Here is an 18,476-nt window from a genome sequence, read left to right as displayed (position 1 = left end):
GCCCTTGCGCGCTCAGCGGCCCACAACCACCGGTTAGGCGGCAGCCGGTGTCACACGAAGGAGTTGATACGGCGTACGTGACAGCGTCTGTTACGGTGTATCCCATGCCGAGGACATCCGCCGCCCTGGACCGCGCCACCCCCGAGACCATCGCGGTGGCCGCCCTCCGCCTCATCGACGAGGAAGGCCCCGGCGCGCTGAGCTTCCGCACCCTCGCCGACCGCCTCGACGTCTCCCACGCCACCGTGCAGCGCCGCTGCACCGACCTGGCCGGCCTGCTCGACCTGTGCACCGAGCACCTGGCGGGCCTGCTGCCCGAGGTGCCCGCCGGAACCGGCTGGGCCGAGGCCACCGAACTCCGCTTCACCGCCCTCTACCGGCTGCTCACCGCCCACCCGGGGCTGCTGATCCTGCGCGGCGGACGGCCCTGGATGGGCCGCCGGCTGCTGGCCCGCCTGGTCGAGCCGCAGATCGCCGACAGCCTCGCCGCCGGCATGGCCCCGGAGCAGGCCATGACCGTCTACCGCCGCCTCTACCTGCTCACCCTGGGCAGCGCCGCCTTCGTCGACCACCGCGACCCCGCGGCCGCCACCGCCGCGTCCCGCGCCGCGCTGGCCGCCCTCGACCCCGAGCGGTTCCCGGCCCTCACCGGCCACACGGCCGCCCTGCTGCCCGTACTGACCGACCACGAGGTGTACTACGGCGCCCTGCGCCGCCTGATCGAAGACGCCCGCCCCGCCTCCTGACGAAGGGCCCGCCCCGATGGAACAGCAGCTCGACCACGCCGCCATCCGCGCCGCCGCCGGCCGCATCGCCGGACACGTCCGCCCGGTCACCGTCGCGCCCGCCGCCGACGGCATCTGGTACGCACTCGAACACCTCCAGCACACCGGCTCCTTCAAGGCACGCGGCGCCCACAACTTCCTCGCCGCGCACGCCGAGGCCGGAGCGCTGCCCGAGGCCGGGGTCACCATCGCCTCCGGCGGCAACGCGGGACTCGCCTGCGCCTGGGCGGCCCGCACCCACGGCATCCCGGCCACCGTCTTCCTGCCCGCCACCGCCCCGAGGGTCAAGGTCGAACGGCTGCGCGGCTACGGCGCCGAGGTCCGGCTCGTCGGCGACCGGTACGCCGAAGCCCTCGCCGCCTGCCGGGAGTTCGCCGCCCACAGCGGAGCCCTGAGCAGCCACGCCTACGACCACCCGCTGATCGCGGCCGGCGCCGGCACCCTGTTCGAGGAGGTCCTGGCCGGTCTTCCCGGACTGGACACGCTGGTCGTCGCGGTGGGCGGCGGCGGCCTGTTCGCCGGCCTGGCCACCGCCGCCCGCGAGTACGGCGTACGGATCGTGGCGGCCGAGCCGGAGAACTGCCGGGCCCTGAACGCCGCCCTCGCGGCCGGCCGGCCCGTGGACGTCCCGGTCGACTCGGTGGCCGCCGATTCGCTGGGCGCCACCCGGGTGTCAGCCGACGCCCTGCGGGCCGCCCGGCACCCGGACGTGAACTCCGTACTCGTACCGGACAGCGCGATCACGCAGGCCCGGCGCGCCCTGTGGGAGGAGCACCGGCTGGTCGTCGAGAACGGCGCGGCCACCGCACTCGCGGCGCTCCGCACCGCGCCCGCCCCTCTGGGCAAGCGGGTCGCCGTCGTGCTGTGCGGGGCGAACACCGACCCGGCGGGCCTCTGACTCCCGTATGCGCTAAAGCGCATTAGTGCAGTTCCGGCCACCAGCGGCAAGGGCGTCGTTGACGCCGTCCCGGCCGCGGGCGAACGTGGGCACCGCCCTCCGGCAGAGTGGCCGGAACTCCTCGAAGAGGCGGCAACGATGACCCGTTCGCGCATCACCCGGACTGCTCTCGCCACGCTGCTGGCCGGCTCGCTGGCCGCCCTCTCCGCATGCGGGCTGGGCGGCGCGGGGGAGGTGGGGGAGGCGGAGCGGACCGGCAAGGTGGCCGGCAAGATCACCTTCCGCACCCTCCAGCTGAAGCCCGCCTTCACCGGGTACGTACAGGGCGTCATCGACGCCTTCGAGCAGAAGTACCCCGAGGTCGAGATCACCTGGGAGGACGTCCCGGGCGACGGCTACAACGAGAAGCTCGTCGCCGACGCCCAGGCCGGCGCCCTCCCGGACGTGGTCAACCTCTCCACCGACTCCTTCCAGCTGCTCGCCGACCGCGGCATGCTCGCCGACGTCGCCGAACTCGACGGCCACATCGCCCAGGAATACGTCCCGGGCGCCTGGGAGCAGTTCAGACTCCCCGGCAAGGGCGACGGCGTGTACGCCTACCCCTGGTACGTGACCCCCGAGATCCTCACCTACAACAAGGACCTCTTCGAGAAGGCCGGCCTGGACGCCGCCAAACCGCCGGCCACCGTCGACCAGTTCTTCGACTACGCCGAGCAGATCGCCGCGAAGTCCGGCGGTGCCTTCTCCGCCTTCATGGCCGACCCCAAGGGGAGGCTCCCAGGGGACTGGCAGAAGATGGGCATCCCCATCCTGAACGAGAAACAGGACGCCTTCACCTTCGACACCGACCGGGCCGTCGCCTGGGTCGAACGCATGAAGAAGCTGTACGACATGGGCGCCATGCCCAGGGAATCGCTGATGAAGGCGGACGACGTCAACCAGCTCTACGGGGCCGGGAAGATCGCCTTCGGCCCCGGCTCCCCGGGCTTCGTCAAGGACATCAAACAGAACGCACCGCAGGTCTACGCCCGGACGCAGGTCGCCGGCGCCGTCACCGGCACGCTGGGCCACATCGGCATCTACGCCCAGTCGCTGGGCATCCGCAAGGACACCGAACACCTCGACGCGGCAGCCGAGTTCGCCAAGTGGGTCACCAACGGCCCCAACCAGGTCGCGTTCTCGAAGAACGCCACCATCTACCCCTCCAACGCCCGGGGCCTGGCCGACCCGTACTTCTCGGACCGGGGCGACGGCCGGGACGCCGAGACACTGGCCAGGGCGATCGGCGCCGAACAGCTGAAGACCGCCGCCCTGGACGCCAACACCCCGGTCCAGTGGACCAACCAGGTCGGCGACGCCGTGGTCCGCGAGATGCAGAAGGCCATCAAGGGGGAGCAGGACGCCAAGACGGCGGTGAGGAAGGCTCAGGAGGCGGCCAACAAGCTCCTCACCCACGCGGCCAAGAGGTGACGGCCCGCCACCGCAGCCGGTGGACCGCCTACCTGTTCCTCGCCCCCGGTCTGGCCATGGTGGCGGTGTTCTCGCTGTGGCCGTTCGTCAACACCGTCATCCTGTCCCTCACCGACGCCCAGATCCTGCGCGGCGGCCGGTTCGTCGGCCTCGACAACTACTCCCGGGCCCTGGAGGACCCCGACTTCTGGCTGGCCGCCGGGAACAGCGTCCTCTACCTGGCGGTGGTCGTACCGGCCCTGGTGCTGCTGCCGCTGGCCCTCGCCGTCCTCGTCCGGACGGAGATCCCCGGCATCGGCTTCTTCCGCTCCGCCTTCTACACCCCGGTCATCGCCTCGGCGGTCGTCGTCGGCCTGATCTGGCAATGGGTGCTGCGCAGCGACGGGCTGGTGAACACGGTCTTCCTGAAGCTGCGCCTCGTCTCCGAACCGGTCCCGTTCCTGACCGACAGCACCATGCTGCTGGTCTCCGCGATGATCGTCACCGTGTGGAAGGGCCTCGGCTACTACATGGTCTTCTACCTCGCCGCCCTCGGGAACGTCCCCGCCTCCCTCTACGAGGCGGCCGCCCTCGACGGGGCGGGCCCGGTCCGCTGCTTCTTCAGCATCACCGTCCCCCAGGTCAAGCCGATGATGCTGCTGGTCGGCACCCTCTCCGCGATCTCCGCCCTCCGGGTGTTCACCGAGATCTACATCCTCGGCGGCGAGTCCGGCGGACCGGGCGGCGGCGCCCGCACCCTGCCCTTCCTGATCCGGCAGGTCGGCCTCGGCTTCTCCGGCGAGACCGGCTACGCCGCCGCCCTGTCCATCCTGCTGTTCCTGCTGACGCTGGTCTTCAGCCTGCTGGGCCGCCGCCTGTCGAAGGGGGACGAGGAATGAGCCGGCTGGGCCGGACCGGCCGCTACCTGACCCTGCTGCTGGTGCTCGTGGTGATGCTCGGCCCGATCGTCTGGCAGTTCCTGACCTCGATCCGCGGCCGCACCGAGAACGTGTACGAGGGGGTGCTGCCCTCGCAGCCCACCCTGGACAACTACCTCCGGGTCGCCGAGTCCTTCCCGCTGCTCCAGTACGTCGGCAACACACTGGTCGTCGCGGCCCTCGCCGTCACCTCGAACCTGCTGTTCGCGGCGATGGGCGGCTACGCCCTGTCCCGGCCGGGGTGGAAGGGCCGGAAGGCGGTGTTCACCGTCCTGGTCGCCACCCTGATGTTCCCCTTCGAGTCGGTGATGATCTCGATGTTCCTCACGATCCGCGAGATGGGGCTGGTCGACACCCTCATCGGGGTCTGGCTGCCCGGCGCCGTCTCCGTCCTCAACATCATGATCATGCGGGCGGCCTTCCTCGCCGTGCCCCGGGAACTGGAGGAGGCGGCCGTCCTGGACGGGGCCAACGAGTGGACCCGGTTCACCCGGGTGTTCCTCCCCGCCGCCAGGGGCGCCCTCGCCGTCGTCTGCATCACCAGCTTCATGGGCGCCTGGGACGACTTCCTCTGGCCCCTGCTGGTCCTCACCGACAGCGACCACTACACCCTGCAACTGGGCCTGAAGACCCTGGCCGGCGCCACCACCGTCAACGATCAGCGGCTGATCGCGGCCGGCGCGATGGCCGCGCTCCTCCCGATGATGCTCCTCTTCTTCGCCCTCCAGCGTTTCTTCTTCAAGGGCGTCGGCGAAGGCGCCGTCAAGCTCTGAACCGCCACCACCAGTCCGGCACTCACCCTGGAGCAGCCGTATGCACGACGACCGCAGCATCACCGAACACCGCCTCCGCCGCGTGCTGGCGGAACGCATCAAGCCCGCCGTCCGCTCCCGCTCGGTCCCCCTCACCGCCGAGCGCTGGGAGGCCCCCGGCGAGCCGGTGTCCGTGGCCGATGGCCTGGCCGCCCCCTACGAGCCCTGCGCGATCGGCGAGACCTGGGGCCCGGCCTGGGGCACCACCTGGTTCCGGCTGACCGGAGCCGTCCCCGCCGAATGGGCCGGCCGCACCGTCGAAGCCGTCCTCGACCTCGGCTTCGACCGGATGATGCCCGGCTTCCAGTGCGAGGGCCTGGTGCACCGGGCCGACGGCAGCGAGATCAAGGCCCTGAACCCGTACAACGACTGGGTGCGGGTGGCCGACGCGGCCGAGGGCGGCGAACGCATCGAGTGGTACGTGGAGGCCGCCTCCAACCCGATCCTCGTGGACCACTCCGCCACCTCCGAGGGCGACCGGCTGACCTGCGGCGACCAGCCCCTCTACCGGCTCGCCCGGATGGACCTCACCGTCTTCGAGCCCGAGGTCTGGGAACTCGTACAGGACCTCGAAGTCCTCTACGACCTGATGGTGCAGCTCGCCGGCGGTGACGCCCGGCGGTACGAGATCCTGCGGGCCATCGACCAGGCGCTGGACGCCGTCGACCTCGGCGACGTACCCGGCACGGCGGCGGCCGCGCGCGCCCGGCTGGCCGGAGTGCTGGCCGCCCCGGCCCACGCCTCCGCGCACCGGATCAGCGCGGTCGGCCACGCCCACATCGACTCGGCCTGGCTGTGGCCGCTGCGGGAGACGGTCCGCAAGGTGGCGCGCACCACGTCCAACATGGTGAACCTGATGGACGAGCACCCCGAGTTCGTCTTCGCGATGTCCCAGGCGCAGCAGCTCGACTGGATGAAGCAGCACCGGCCCGAACTCTTCGAGCGGATCAAGAAGAAGATCGTGGACGGGCAGTTCGTGCCGGTGGGCGGCATGTGGGTGGAGTCCGACACCAACATGGTCGGCGGCGAGGCGATGGTCCGGCAGTTCCTGTACGGCAAGAAGTTCTTCATGGACGAGTTCGGCATCGAGACCCACGAGGTGTGGCTGCCCGACTCCTTCGGCTACACCGCCGCGATGCCGCAGATCGTCAAGCTGACCGGCTCCCGATGGTTCCTCACCCAGAAGATCTCCTGGTCGCAGGTCAACAAGTTCCCGCACCACACCTTCTGGTGGGAGGGCATCGACGGCACCCGCGTCTTCACCCACTTCCCGCCCGTCGACACCTACAACTGCGACCTCGGCGGCCCCCAGCTCGCCCATGCCGCACGCAACTACCGGGAGAAGGGCCGCGGTTCGCGCTCGCTCGCCCCCTTCGGCTGGGGCGACGGCGGAGGCGGCCCCACCCGCGAACACCTCGCCCGCGCCCGGCGGCAGAAGGACCTTGAGGGCTCCCCGCGGGTGGAGATCGAGCGCCCGGACGCCTTCTTCGCGAAGGCGCACGCCGAGTATCCGGACGCTCCGGTCTGGGCCGGGGAGCTGTACCTGGAGCTGCACCGCGGCACGTACACCTCGCAGGCCAAGACCAAGCAGGGCAACCGGCAGAGCGAGTCGCTGCTGCGCGAGGCCGAGCTGTGGGCGGCCACCGCCGCCGTGCGGGTGCCCGGCTTCCCGTATCCGTACGAGGAGCTGGAGCGGATCTGGAAGACCGTCCTCCTCCACCAGTTCCACGACATCCTGCCGGGCTCCTCCATCGCCTGGGTGCACCGCGAGGCCCGCGAGACCTATGCGCGGGTGCGGGCCGAGCTGGAGGAGGTCATCACCGCCGCGCAGACCGCGCTGGCCGGCGAGGGCACCACCGAGCTGGTCTTCAACGGTGCGCCGCACCCGCGGCGCGGGATCCCGGCGGGGGGCGCGGCCGTACCGGAGCGCGCGGACGCCCCGGTGACGGTGGAGGCCGGGGACGGCGGCGGCCACGTCCTCGGCAACGGGCACCTGCGGATCGAGATCGACGCCCGCGGGCTGCTCGTCTCCGTCCACGACCTGGCGGCGGACCGCGAGGCGGTCGCCCCCGGCGGGGCGGCGAACCTCCTTCAGATCCACCCCGACTTTCCGAACATGTGGGACGCCTGGGACGTCGACGCCTTCTACCGGAACCGGGTCACCGACCTGGTGGCCGTCGACAGCCTGGAGCTCACCGAATCCACCCCCGAGGCGGCCACGGTCACCGCCGTCCGCGGCTTCGGCGACGGCTCGACGGTCGTCCAGTCCGTCACCCTCCGCGCGGGCGCGAAGACGGTCGACTTCACCACCGAGGTCGACTGGCACGAGACGGAGAAGTTCCTCAAGGCGGCCTTCCCGCTGGACGTGAAGGCCGAACGCTCCGCCTCCGAGACCCAGTTCGGGCACGTCCACCGGGCCACCCACACCAACACCTCCTGGGAGGCCGCCAAGTTCGAGATCTGCGCCCACCGCTGGATCCACGCGGAGGAGCCCGGCTGGGGCGTGGCGGTGGTCAACGACTCGACGTACGGCCACGACGTGACCCGCGCCGTGCGCCCGGACGGCGGCCAGACCACCACGGTCCGGCTCTCCCTGCTCCGCGCCCCCCGCTACCCGGACCCGGAGACCGACCAGGGCCGCCACACCCTCCGCTTCGCCCTCGCCCCGGGCGCGACGATCGGCGACGCGGTCCGCGAGGGCCACTGGATCAACCTCCCCGAGCGCACCGTCCTCGGCGCGGGCCCGGTCGCCCCGCTGCTGGCCGTGGACAACCCCGCGGTGGTCGTCGAGGCGGTGAAACTCGCCGAGGACCGCAGCGGCGACGTGATCGTCCGGCTGTACGAGTCCCGGGGCGGCCGGGCCCGGGCGGTGCTCACCCCCTCCTTCCCGGTCACCGCCGCCACCGAGTCGGACCTGCTGGAACGCCCCCTGAACCCCACCGCCCTCCACCCCGCCGACCCGGCCGGCACCCTTCCGCTGACCCTCCGCCCCTTCCAGATCCTGACCCTCCGCCTCGGCCGGGGCTGAGGCCGGGTCCGTGAGGTCCGCCACAGGCCCCCGCGGTGGGGCCTGTGGCGGCGGGGCCGAGGACCCGAAGGGATTGTGCACCTAGTTGCAAAACAGGGTCCGCCTCGCTACAACAGGGTCATCACACCCGCGCGAGGAGGCGCCCACCCATGAGCCCGCAGAGCCAGTACCCGCACCTGCTGAGCCCCCTGGACCTCGGTTTCACCACCCTGCCGAACCGCGTGATCATGGGCTCGATGCACACCGGCCTCGAGGAGCACGAGCGCGGCTTCGAGCGGCTCGCCGCCTTCTACGCCGAGCGGGCGCGCGGGGGTGCCGGGCTCATCGTCACCGGCGGCATCGCGCCCAACGACGCCGGCCGCCCCTTCGAGGGCGGGGCCCGCCTCACCACCGAGGAAGAGGCCGCCGAGCACCGGGTGGTCACCGAGGCCGTGCACGCCGCGGGCGGGAAGATCGCCATGCAGATCCTCCACTTCGGCCGGTACGCCTACCACAAGGACCTGGTCGCCCCGAGCGCCCTCAAGGCCCCCATCAGCCCGTTCGTCCCGAACGAGCTCAGCGACGACGAGGTCGAGCAGACCGTCGAGGACTTCGTCCGGGCCGCCCGCCTCGCCCGGCTCGCCGGCTACGACGGCGTCGAGATCATGGGCTCCGAGGGCTACCTGATCAACGAGTTCATCGCCGCCGCCACCAACCGGCGCACCGACCGCTGGGGCGGCTCGTACGAGAACCGGGTCCGCTTCCCGCTGGAGATCGTCCGCCGCACCCGCCAGGCCCTCGGCGCCGACTTCATCCTGATCTACCGGCTCTCCATGCTGGACCTCGTCCCCGGCGGCTCCACCTTCGACGAGGTCGTCCACCTCGCCAAGGAGATCGAGGCGGCCGGCGCGACGATCATCAACACCGGCATCGGCTGGCACGAGGCCCGCATCCCCACCATCGCCACCTCCGTCCCGCGCGGCGCCTACACCTGGGTCACCAAGAAGCTGATGGGCGCGGTGAGCGTCCCACTGGTCACCAGCAACCGCATCAACACCCCCGAGGTCGCCGAGCAGTTGCTCGCCGAGGGCCGCGCCGACCTGGTCTCGCTGGCCCGCCCCTTCCTCGCCGACGCCGAGTTCGTCAACAAGGCCCGGGCCGGGGCCGCCGATTCCATCAACACCTGCATCGGCTGCAACCAGGCCTGCCTCGACCACACCTTCAGCGGCAAGATCACCAGCTGCCTGGTCAACCCGCGCGCCTGCCACGAGACCGAACTGGTCCTCTCGCCCACGCAGCGCAAGAAGCGCGTCGCCATCGTCGGCGCCGGCCCGGCCGGCCTCGCCTGCGCCGTGTCCACCGCCGAACGCGGCCACGCCGTCACCCTCTTCGAGGCCGCCGACCGGATCGGCGGCCAGCTCGACATCGCCCGCCGCATCCCCGGCAAGGAGGAGTTCGAGGAGACCATCCGCTACTTCGGCAACCGCCTCGCCGCCCTCGACGGCATCGAGGTCCGCCTCAACACCCGCGCCGACGTCGCAGCCCTCGAAGGCTACGACGAGGTGGTCGTCGCCACCGGCGTCACCCCGCGCATCCCCGCCATCGAGGGCGTCGGCCACCCGTCCGTCGTCAGCTACCTCGACGTGCTGCGCGACGGCGCGCCCGTCGGCGGCCGCGTCGCCGTCCTCGGCGCCGGCGGCATCGGCTTCGACGTCGCCGAATACCTCACCGACAGCGGCGAAGGCGCCGCCCAGGACCCGGAGGTCTACTTCCGGCACTGGGGCGTGGACCCCTCGTACGCCGCAGCCGGCGGCCTCACCGCCCCCGAGCGGCCCGCCACCCCGCGCGAGGTCCACCTGCTCCAGCGCAAGACCACCAAGGTCGGCGCCGGCCTCGGCACCACCACCGGCTGGATCCACCGCGCGGAGCTCAAGCACCGCGGGGTCACCACCGTCGCCGGCGCCACGTACGAGCGCATCGACGACGAGGGCCTGCACATCACCGTCGACGGCGAGCCCCGGCTCGTCCCCGCCGACACCGTGGTCCTGTGCACCGGCCAGGAACCCCGCCGCGACCTGTACGAGGAGCTCCGCGCGGCCGGCATCGACGCCCACCTGATCGGCGGCGCCGACGTGGCCGCGGAACTGGACGCCAAGCGGGCCATCCGCCAGGGCACGGAGCTGGCCGCCACCCTCTGACCGGACGGCAGGTGCAGGGGTGTTGTGGCGGTCCGGTCCGGACCGCCACAATGCGCGGTGTGACGCTCACCCCGGCAGACGCCGACAAGATCCTCACCGACAACTTCGCGCCCTGGGTGCTCGGCCTCGGCCTGAGCGTCCAGGAGACCGGACCGCTGCACGCCGTGCTCCGGCTGCCCTGGTCGGACCGGCTCGCCCGGGACGGGGGCGGGCTGTCCGGCCAGGCCATGATGGCCGCCGCCGACACCGCGACGGTCGTCGCGATCTCGGCGGCGCGCGGCGGGTACGGGCCGATGACCACCGTGCAGCAGTCGACCAGCTTCCAGCGCCCGGTCGTCGGCGCCGATCTGCTGATCGACGTACGGATCACCAAGCTGGGCAAGCGCATGGCCTTCGCGGACATCACCATGACCGCGGACGGTACCGAGGAGCCGGCCGCGAAGGCCTCCACCGTCTACGCCCTGCTGGGCTGACGGATCACCACATCACCGGCAGGCGCTCCGGAATCCGCTTCATGAAGCGGGTCCGCCACACCAGCTGGTCCACCGGGACCGCGAGCCGAAGCTCCGGCATCCGGTCGAGCAGCGTCTCCAGCGCGATCTCGGCGTGCTTCTTGCCGAGCGCGGTGGCCGGGCAGTAGTGGCCGCCGCCCCCGAAGGACAGGTGCGCCGCGTTGTTGGGGCGCGCCAGGTCCACCTTGTGCGGGTTCTCGAACACGTCCGGGTCGAAGTTGGCGCCCTCGACCAGGACCAGCACCAGCTCGCCCTTCTTCACCAGGACGTCGCCCAGCTGAAGGTCCTCCGTGGCCAGCCGCGGCAGCCCGTCGGCGATGGACAGGTTGATGCGCAGCAGCTCGTCGACGGCGGCGGGTATCTTCGACCGGTCCGCCAGCAGCTCGGCCTGGAGCTCCGGGTGCTGCATCAGCGAGAAGACCGCCATGGTCAGGAAGCCCATGGTGGAGATCACGCCCGCACCGAAGAAGGTCACGCCGACCGTGGCGAGCATCTCGTCGGTCAGGTGCGCGTACTCCGGGTCCTCGCGCAGCGCGGCGAGTTCGGCCATCAGCCCGGTGGTGGCCGGGTCGTCCAGCCGCTCCACCATGTAGGCCATGTCCCGGTCCCAGTTGAGCTTGGCGCCGGTGATCGGGCAGGCGGAGTTCATGAACGCGATGTCCAGGCTGGCCGCCAGCTTCGGCGCGTCCTCGAAGGGGATGCCGAGGATCCGGCAGTGCAGGGCCTCCGAGTACGGGTTCGTGAACGCGGCCCGCAGGTCGGCGGGCGCACCCGTGGCCATGATGCCGTCGACGAGCTCGGCGGCGTGCGACTGCATCCACTCCACCAGGCCGTCGGACTTCGGGTTGATCGCCTTCAGCACCGCCTTGCGCAGGCCGGCCCCGGTGATGTTGCCCATGTTGTTGACGACCTCGGGCGGGATCGTCAGCGCATACTGCCGGGGCACGCCCGGCGCCGAGGTGTCCTTGAGGCTGAACCTCGGATCGTCCAGCACCTGCTTGCACAGGGGATGCGAGGAGACCAGCCAGGCCTCGTCGCCCGCGATCGTGCGGACCTTCTTGACCGGCTCGGACCGCAGAGCCTCGACCTCCGCGGGGAGCCGGTCGCCGCGCCAGTCGAAGGGGAAGTCGATCAGCGTCTCGGGCAGCGTCTCAACGGACATCGGGTGCTCCTTCGGCGGGCGTGATGATGGCGTGGCCCTGGTTGCGGGAGGCGCGGAGCCCCGCACCTCGGGAGTAGAGCAGCTCGGCCATCGGCAGGAGCTGGTGGTAGCAGTTGAGCGAGGACGGGACCCCGAAGATGGCGGGGGTGTCCAGGAAGAGCGGCGCCTCGGCGCAGATGTACTGCAGGCAGACCTCGCGCTGCCGTTGCGTACTGGGCGACCCGTCCGACTTGGTGGACAGGAAGTACGTCGCGAGGTCTTCGCAGACCTTGCGGAAGTCCGGGTCGGAGTCGAGGAGTTGCAGGATCCGCGAATGGATCTCCCGGTATGCGTCGTTCTCGGTGAACTCGGAAAGCGTCCTGGCCCGGATCCGGCCGTCGCCCGGGTCGAGGGCGGCCGCGGCATTGTTGACCTTGGCGCGGACGCCGCGCAGGTTCTTGACCGTCTTGCGCTGGGCGTCGACGGGGTCGTACCCGAACGCCTCGTACATCTCGGCCACATGGAGGTCGGTGTAGAGGATGTCGACCTCACGGAAGTTCTCGGCCCCCCAACGGCCGAGATCCAGCACGCGCTGGGCCGAGAAGTAGCTGTTCCCCGGGGAAATGCCGATCAGAGCGTGATCGCCCTGATCGTGGATGACCTGGCAGTGAAGGGTGTAGGGCTGGACTCTGAAGAGTTCCGTTGCCGTTGCTGTCGCTGTGGTCAACGTCGTCAACTGGAGAATGTCCTCCGCGTCGCGAGTCCCGATGGAGCCTCGTGCTCCTGGTGTGGCGACGACGCCGTGAAGTTAACGAGCGAATACGGAGCGTGTCAACGTCGTCTCGTGAGAAGCGGGTTGACTGTGTGCACCACGTTCCCACCACCGCTCCGGCGCAACTCAGGCGGAATCAGAGAGCTCCACTTTGCAAGAGAGAATAATTGGCGAGGGGCTGTTTCCGGTCAGCTGCCGTTCCGCGGGCCGAGCCAGACGATCCCCAGCGTGGCGACCAGACAGGTCAGCGAGCCGAGTGCGGCCAGCAGGGCGGTCTGCAGCCGGGGGCCGATGGAGGTGACCGCGCGCTTCCGCCTCGCCTCGTACCAGGCCAGCAGCTTGTCGTCGGTCCCGACGTCCTCGCCCTTGCCGACGCGCAGCCAGCCGAACGCGGCCCGGTACCCGGTCACGATGGAGACCGCGGCCAGCAGCGTGCCGGCCGCGAGGGTCACGAAGACCGCCACCCGCGCCCCGTGGGCCAGGTCCGCGACCACGTCCTTGCCGACCACCGTGCCGGCCACGGCGAACAGCCCGTACAGGGCGGCGAGCCCCTGGAGCCAGCGCTCGGACACGGCGCGCGCGGAGGACAGTTCGGCCACGGCGGCCGCGGACAGTTCGACGGCGGCCCGGCCGACCAGCGGGTCGATGTGCGCCGACAGCCGCCACCCGCCGTCCGCGGGTTCGATGGCCGCCAGCCACCAGCGCCCGCAGCCCGCGGTGGCCGCCGACGGCCGGCCCGGGTGCTCGACCCGACAGGAGCAGTGGAACTGACGGGTCGTCCGCTTCTCCGGCGGCGGCACCGCACCGCCCGCGGACTCCATGCCGATCGGTGCCTCCGGCGACACCAGCTCCGTCGTGTGGTGCCCGCAGGCCGGGCAGGGTCCCGTGGCCGCGAAACCGCCCCGTCCCGTGGACTGGACAGTCCAGGCGGCGAGCTGCTCCAGCCCGGCCAGCACGGTGGTGTCGCCCTGGTAGGCGATCGCCTGGGGGGAAGTCATGCTCGGGATTGTCCGCCGCCGGCCGGGCCGATCCGGGGAGGCGGCGCCGTGCCGCCCGGGTGCTGCCGCCCCGGCACGAGCGGAGGGCCCGCCCCGCCCGCGGATGCGGGTGGGACGGGCCCTCCGGGAACGCCGGGAGCAGGAAAGAGGCGGTTACGCGCCGCTTGCCTTCAGCATCTCCTCGCGCTCGACGATCTTCACGCGCTCGCGGCCCTGCGGCTCGCCCAGGGCCTTCTCGGCCTCGTCCAGCCGGTACCAGCCCTCCCAGGTGGTGTGGCGTACACCGCGCTCGGCGAGGAAGGCGTCCACCGCTTCCGGCGCCGGAGCGGACGGGACGAGCAGGCGCCCGTTGGCGTGGTCGTCGAGCAGGTTCGCGACCGTCTCGTTGGCATCGCCCTTGGTGTGCCCGATCAGACCGATCGGCCCGCGCCGGATCCAGCCCGTGACGTACGTCGAGGGCAGGTGCCGGCCGGCTTCCACGACCCGGCCGCCCTCGTCCGGCACCGTGCCGGACTCGATGTCCCAGGGGAGCTTGGGCAGCTCCTCGGAGAGGTAGCCCACCGCCCGGTACACCGCCTGGACGTCCCAGTCCTGGAACTCGCCGGTGCCCTTGACGTTCCCCGTCCCGTCCAGCTGCGTGCGCTCGGTGCGCAGGCCGGTCACCCGGCCGTCCTCGCCGAGGATCTCGGACGGGGACTCGAAGAAGTGCAGGAACAGCTTGTGCGGCCGCTCGCCGATGTCCCGGATCGCCCAGTTCTCCAGGGTCTTGGCGACCATGTCCGCCTGCTTGTTGGAGCGGCGGGTGTCGATCGACCCGGCGTCGTAGTCGATGTCCTCGGGGTTGACGATGACCTCGATGGTGGGGGAGTGGTCCAGCTCGCGCAGCTCCATCGGGCTGAACTTGGCCTGCGCGGGGCCGCGGCGGCCGAAGACGTGGATCTCCCGGGCCCGGTTGGCGCGGAGCCCGTCGTACACGTTCGGCGGGATCTCCGTCGGCAGCAGCTCGTCCGCGGTCTTGGCCAGGATGCGGGCCACGTCGAGGGCGACGTTGCCGACGCCGAGGACGGCGACCTTCTCCGCGTCGAGCGGCCAGGTGCGCGGTACGTCCGGGTGGCCGTCGTACCAGGAGACGAAGTCGGCCGCGCCGTACGAGCCGTCGAGGCCGGCGCCGGGTATGTCCAGGGCCCGGTCGGCGCTGGCGCCGGTCGAGAAGATCACCGCGTCGTAGAACGAGCGGAGCTCGTCGAGGCCGATGTCGTTCGGGTAGTCGACATTGCCGAAGAGCCGTACCTGGGGCTTGTCGAGGACCTGGTGCAGGGCGGTGACGATGCCCTTGATGCGGGGGTGGTCGGGGGCCACGCCGTACCGGATCAGCCCGAAGGGGGCGGGCATCTTCTCGAAGAGGTCGATGGATACGCCGGGGTCGGCGGCAGCCTCGGACTTCAGGAGCGCATCGGCGGCGTAGATGCCGGCGGGGCCGGCTCCGACGATGGCTACCCGGAGGGGGCGGGGCATGACTGGTTTCCCTTCGAGCGACAGCGTGGACGAATGATCACCTTAAACTTAGGCGAGCCTAACTCGGTACCCGGTTCGCGGTTATGGGCTCATAAGCGAGACTTATGGGGTGTCCAAGATCCCCTGATGGCTGCCGTGACAGGCATTACATTCCTGGTCCATTTCGGCCATTCTGGTGAATCATTGTGGGCGAAATGGTGCATACCCAGCCGCCCCGGCGGCCCGGCGCAGAGACACGGGACATGGCACGCTCACGCATACGCACCCGCATACGCATCCGTACGCGCGCCCTGCCGGTCACCGGCCGGGCCCTCGCCCTCGGCCTGGGCGGCGGAACCCTCGCCCTCGGCCTGGGCAGCCTCTACCTCACCGGCCTGGTGGTGGACGGCGGAGACATCGCCGACGGCACCCGGGTCCGGGGAGTCGACATCGGCGGGCTGAGCCGCGCCGAAGCCCGGCAGGAGCTGGACCGCCGGCTGGGCCCCGCCTTCGCGGCCCCGGTCGCCATGACCATCGGCAGCCGCACCGAGCAGGCCGGCCCCGCCTCCCTCGGCCTCTCCTTCGACACCGCCGCGACCGTCGAACGCGCCGCGAGCGGCGGATCGGACCCCGTCTCCGTCATCGGCAGGCTCTTCGCCTCCGACGACCGCGAGATCGAGCCGGTGATCCGGATGGACGAGAGCAAGGCCCGTACCGCACTCGACGGCATCGCCGCCGACGCCGATCGGCAGGCCCGCAACGGATCCGTCTCCTTCGAGAAGGGCCGCGCCGAGGCCGTCGCCCCCGTCACCGGGATCAGCCTGGTCAAGGACGGGGACGGGGCCCTGACCGCCCTGCGCGAGGCCTACTTCCGGGCCGATGCCGCCGCACCCGCCGTCCTGCCCGTACGGCAGACCGAGCCGGGGATCGGGGCGCAGGAGACCGCCCGGGCCCTGAAGGAGTTCGCCGAGCCCGCCATGTCCGGGCCGGTCACCCTCACCCTCGCCGGGAAGCGCATCACCATCGCCCCCGCCGTCCTCGGCGAACACCTGAAGATCGAGGCCGAGGGCGGCAAGCGCCTCGTCCCGGCCCTGGACGCCAAGGGCCTGCTCGCCGACCCCGCCGTCGCCCGCCCCCTGGAGCAGGCCGTCCCCGGCGCCCGCGACGCCCGCCTCGGCCTCGACGGCGCCGGCCGGGTGCAGGTGCTCACCGAGGCCCGCACGGGAGCCCGGGTCACCGCCGAAGCCCTCGGCGACGCCGTCCGCCCCCTGCTGACCCGGGCCGGCGCGGCCCGCACCGGCCCGCTCGCCACCGAAGCCGTACAGCCCCGGCTGACCAGGGCGTCCGCACCGCAGCTCGGCATCCGGGAGAAGGTCTCCTCCTTCACCGTCGCCTTCCCGGCCGCGCCCTACCGCACCACCAACATCGGCCGCGCCGCCGAACTCATCAACGGCTCGGTCGTCCTCCCCGGCGAGGAGTGGAGCTTCAACCGGACGGTGGGCGAGCGCACCAAGGAGAACGGCTTCGTCGACGGCATCATGATCAACGACGGCCGGTACACGAAGTCCGCCGGCGGTGGTGTTTCGGCCGTGGCCACCACCATGTTCAACGCCATGTTCTTCGCAGGTGTGAAGCCCGTGGAGTACGGTGCCCACTCCTTCTACATCGAGCGCTACCCCGAAGGCCGGGAAGCCACCGTCGCCTGGGGCACCCTCGATCTGCGCTGGGTGAACGACTCCGGCCACGCCCTCTACGTCCAGGCCCGGGCCGACGACACCTCCGTGACGATCACCCTCCTCGGCACGAAGAAGTACGAGATCCAGGCCACCCAGGGCCCGCGCACGAAGATCAAGCCGCCCGAGAAGCGGAACGACAGCGGGCCGCAGTGCGAGGTCCAGACCCCGCTGGAGGGCTTCGACGTCACCGTCGGCCGGATCTTCCTCCAGGACGGCCGCGAGGTGAAGCGGGAGAACTTCACCACCCACTACACGCCCCGCGACGAGGTCACCTGCGAGCCGGAGGAGACCGCCGCGGCGGACAGGACCACCGCGCCGGACGGGACGGCCACGCCCGAGGCGCCGGTTCCGCCCGCCTCCTGACGGAACCGGAGCCCCTGCGAGGGTGTCCCGCCGATCAGGACCGGTCGGCGGGACACCCCCTGTTTCAGCCGCGCTCCGGCAGGTCCGCCTCCGCCGGGGCCACCGCGAAGCCGCGCGCCGTGCCCGCCTTGGGAGCCGGCTTGTCCGGCTTGCCGCAGAACGCCGCCTCCAGGGTCCCGCCGAGGGCCGTGTTGGCCGTCCCCCGGTTCGAGGTGTTCGCCATGGCGGCCAGACTGCGGCTGCCGTCGCGGGTCGTGAAGGCGTACGTGTAGAAGCCCTGCACGGTGCCCGTGTGGCCGTAGACCTTGGTGCCGCAGGACAGGTCGTAGCGGCGCAGCCCCAGCCCGTAGAACCGGGTGTTGGTGGCGTCCGTCGGGGTCACCGTCGTCATCGCGTCCAGCATCTTCGGCGACAGCAGCCTGCCGCCGAGCAGCTTGGACATGAAGGTGTTCAGATCGGCCGGGTTCGAGATGACCGCCCCGGCGGACTGCGCCCAGGACACGGTCTGCTCGGTGGAGTCGACCAGCGGCGCACCGGCTTCGTCGGGGTGCAGGTAGCCGCGCGCGTGCGTGCCCTTGATGCGGACGTCGGGGTGCACGTAGGAGGTGTTCTTCAGGCCCAGCGGCTTGATGATGCGGCGCTCGTACTCCTTGGCCACCGACCGGCCGGAAGCCTTCTCGATGAGCATCCCCACGACCACGAAGTTGGTGTTGGAGTACTTGTACGCCGCTCCGGGCTCCGTCGTCCGCGGCTCCTTCAGGGAGAGGTCCACCAGCTCCCGGTAGCTGAACGTCCGGTTCCGTACGGCCTCGAAGCCGGGCACGGTCTGGTTGAACATCGCCTCCGTGTAGTCCGCCAGCCCGCTGCGGTGGCTCAGCAGATGACGCACCGTGATCCGGTCGTCGGGCAGCAGGCCCGGCAGGTGCTTGTTGACCGGGTCGTCCAGGTTCAGCTTGCCCTCGTCCACCAACTGGAGCAGCACCACGGTGGAGAAGGTCTTCGTGACGCTGCCGATGCGGAAGCGGGCCTTGGTGGTCATGGTCGCGCCGGTGGTCCGGTCGCGGACGCCCTCCGTCCGGGTCTTGACCCAGCCGGGACCGGTGAGCCGGGCCATCGCGCCCGGGGCCCCGTTCGTCATGGCGTTGCGCAACGCCTGGCTCACCCCGTCGAGATCGGGCGCGGTCTGCCCGGCGGGGGAGCCGGCCGCAGGGGCGGCTGCGGGGGCGAGCGCGGGGGCGGGCGTCGCAGGTGCGGGCGCCGGCGCGGCGTGCGCGGTGGCGGCCGGTGCGAGACCGGCCACCAGGGCGGCGGCGAGCAGGGTGGCGCTGACGGCCGGGTGTCGATGCGGCGACAGGGGCACGTGTATGTCCTCG

The 18,476-nt window shown here is 71.5% G+C and carries 14 protein-coding genes; 9 read left to right on the top strand and 5 right to left on the bottom strand.

Translation table 11 applies throughout. The features are described 5' to 3' along the window. Positions 1 to 104 precede the first annotated feature (104 nt). The 8 genes from AB0447_RS06095 to AB0447_RS06060 all read left to right on the top strand — a co-directional run bounded on the left by AB0447_RS06095 (position 105) and on the right by AB0447_RS06060 (position 10,560). Positions 105 to 746 (top strand): TetR/AcrR family transcriptional regulator, encoded by a 642-nt coding sequence (locus AB0447_RS06095; protein WP_366475279.1) that lies wholly within the window; start codon positions 105 to 107, stop codon positions 744 to 746. Between the two features lie 16 nt (positions 747 to 762). After that, the gene (locus AB0447_RS06090) at positions 763 to 1,683 is read left to right on the top strand and encodes a serine/threonine dehydratase (protein WP_366475278.1); all 921 of its coding nucleotides are present in this window, start codon (positions 763 to 765) and stop codon (positions 1,681 to 1,683) included. A gap of 138 nt (positions 1,684 to 1,821) precedes the next feature. Continuing rightward, the gene (locus AB0447_RS06085; protein WP_366475277.1) at positions 1,822 to 3,153 is read left to right on the top strand and encodes a sugar ABC transporter substrate-binding protein; all 1,332 of its coding nucleotides are present in this window, start codon (positions 1,822 to 1,824) and stop codon (positions 3,151 to 3,153) included. Between the two features lie 56 nt (positions 3,154 to 3,209). Beyond that, positions 3,210 to 4,031 (top strand): sugar ABC transporter permease, encoded by an 822-nt coding sequence (locus tag AB0447_RS06080; RefSeq protein WP_366475339.1) that lies wholly within the window; start codon positions 3,210 to 3,212, stop codon positions 4,029 to 4,031. Further along, positions 4,028 to 4,843 (top strand): carbohydrate ABC transporter permease, encoded by an 816-nt coding sequence (locus AB0447_RS06075; protein ID WP_366475276.1) that lies wholly within the window; start codon positions 4,028 to 4,030, stop codon positions 4,841 to 4,843. Before AB0447_RS06080 ends, AB0447_RS06075 begins: the two co-directional genes overlap by 4 nt. Before the next feature lie 40 nt (positions 4,844 to 4,883). Then, positions 4,884 to 7,910: a glycoside hydrolase family 38 C-terminal domain-containing protein gene (locus AB0447_RS06070; protein ID WP_366475275.1), complete on the top strand. Its 3,027-nt coding sequence runs from the start codon at positions 4,884 to 4,886 to the stop codon at positions 7,908 to 7,910. A 149-nt stretch (positions 7,911 to 8,059) separates the two neighbouring features. Beyond that, positions 8,060 to 10,087 (top strand): NADPH-dependent 2,4-dienoyl-CoA reductase, encoded by a 2,028-nt coding sequence (locus AB0447_RS06065; protein ID WP_366475274.1) that lies wholly within the window; start codon positions 8,060 to 8,062, stop codon positions 10,085 to 10,087. Between the two features lie 59 nt (positions 10,088 to 10,146). Then, positions 10,147 to 10,560, top strand: coding sequence for a PaaI family thioesterase (locus tag AB0447_RS06060; protein ID WP_366475273.1), 414 nt, complete (start codon positions 10,147 to 10,149; stop codon positions 10,558 to 10,560). Between the two features lie 4 nt (positions 10,561 to 10,564). Here the strand turns inward: AB0447_RS06060 and AB0447_RS06055 are convergent, their stop codons facing one another. The 4 genes from AB0447_RS06055 to AB0447_RS06040 form a co-directional block, all read right to left on the bottom strand. Further along, positions 10,565 to 11,761, bottom strand: a complete 1,197-nt coding sequence (locus tag AB0447_RS06055) for a cytochrome P450 (RefSeq protein ID WP_366475271.1) — start codon at positions 11,759 to 11,761, stop codon at positions 10,565 to 10,567. Beyond that, positions 11,751 to 12,476 (bottom strand): tRNA-dependent cyclodipeptide synthase, encoded by a 726-nt coding sequence (locus AB0447_RS06050; protein WP_366475270.1) that lies wholly within the window; start codon positions 12,474 to 12,476, stop codon positions 11,751 to 11,753. The genes AB0447_RS06055 and AB0447_RS06050 overlap by 11 nt, the downstream gene beginning before the upstream one ends. A gap of 224 nt (positions 12,477 to 12,700) precedes the next feature. After that, the gene (locus AB0447_RS06045) at positions 12,701 to 13,510 is read right to left on the bottom strand and encodes a hypothetical protein (protein ID WP_366475269.1); all 810 of its coding nucleotides are present in this window, start codon (positions 13,508 to 13,510) and stop codon (positions 12,701 to 12,703) included. 153 nt (positions 13,511 to 13,663) lie between these two features. Then, positions 13,664 to 15,025 (bottom strand): FAD-dependent oxidoreductase, encoded by a 1,362-nt coding sequence (locus tag AB0447_RS06040; protein WP_366475268.1) that lies wholly within the window; start codon positions 15,023 to 15,025, stop codon positions 13,664 to 13,666. Between the two features lie 242 nt (positions 15,026 to 15,267). On the opposite strand from AB0447_RS06040, the gene AB0447_RS06035 reads away from it, so the two are divergent. Then, entirely contained in the window at positions 15,268 to 17,103 is a 1,836-nt protein-coding gene (locus tag AB0447_RS06035; protein WP_366475267.1) for a VanW family protein, read from the top strand. A 64-nt stretch (positions 17,104 to 17,167) separates the two neighbouring features. Here the strand turns inward: AB0447_RS06035 and AB0447_RS06030 are convergent, their stop codons facing one another. Then, on the bottom strand, positions 17,168 to 18,463 hold the full coding sequence (locus tag AB0447_RS06030) for a serine hydrolase domain-containing protein (protein WP_366475266.1): 1,296 nt from the start codon (positions 18,461 to 18,463) through the stop codon (positions 17,168 to 17,170). Between the last annotated feature and the right edge of the window lie 13 nt (positions 18,464 to 18,476).

The sequence above is a fragment of the Streptomyces sp. NPDC051211 genome, from assembly GCF_040689505.1.
GTDB lineage: Bacteria > Actinomycetota > Actinomycetes > Streptomycetales > Streptomycetaceae > Streptomyces.
The sequence above is the reverse complement of the archived record's forward strand: the minus strand, read 5'-3'. Positions and strand labels throughout refer to the sequence as shown.

Excerpts from the sequence above, each read along its gene's own strand:
- AB0447_RS06055 (WP_366475271.1), bottom strand. The coding sequence starts at position 11,761 with ATGTCCGTTGAGACGCTGCCCGAGACGCTGATCGACTTCCCCTTCGAC.
- AB0447_RS06075 (WP_366475276.1), top strand. The coding sequence starts at position 4,028 with ATGAGCCGGCTGGGCCGGACCGGCCGCTACCTGACCCTGCTGCTGGTG.
- AB0447_RS06090 (WP_366475278.1), top strand. The coding sequence starts at position 763 with ATGGAACAGCAGCTCGACCACGCCGCCATCCGCGCCGCCGCCGGCCGC.
- AB0447_RS06045 (WP_366475269.1), bottom strand. The coding sequence starts at position 13,510 with ATGACTTCCCCCCAGGCGATCGCCTACCAGGGCGACACCACCGTGCTG.
- AB0447_RS06085 (WP_366475277.1), top strand. The coding sequence starts at position 1,822 with ATGACCCGTTCGCGCATCACCCGGACTGCTCTCGCCACGCTGCTGGCC.
- AB0447_RS06065 (WP_366475274.1), top strand. The coding sequence starts at position 8,060 with ATGAGCCCGCAGAGCCAGTACCCGCACCTGCTGAGCCCCCTGGACCTC.
- AB0447_RS06070 (WP_366475275.1), top strand. The coding sequence starts at position 4,884 with ATGCACGACGACCGCAGCATCACCGAACACCGCCTCCGCCGCGTGCTG.
- AB0447_RS06040 (WP_366475268.1), bottom strand. The coding sequence starts at position 15,025 with ATGCCCCGCCCCCTCCGGGTAGCCATCGTCGGAGCCGGCCCCGCCGGC.
- AB0447_RS06095 (WP_366475279.1), top strand. The coding sequence starts at position 105 with ATGCCGAGGACATCCGCCGCCCTGGACCGCGCCACCCCCGAGACCATC.
- AB0447_RS06035 (WP_366475267.1), top strand. The coding sequence starts at position 15,268 with ATGGCACGCTCACGCATACGCACCCGCATACGCATCCGTACGCGCGCC.
- AB0447_RS06080 (WP_366475339.1), top strand. The coding sequence starts at position 3,210 with ATGGTGGCGGTGTTCTCGCTGTGGCCGTTCGTCAACACCGTCATCCTG.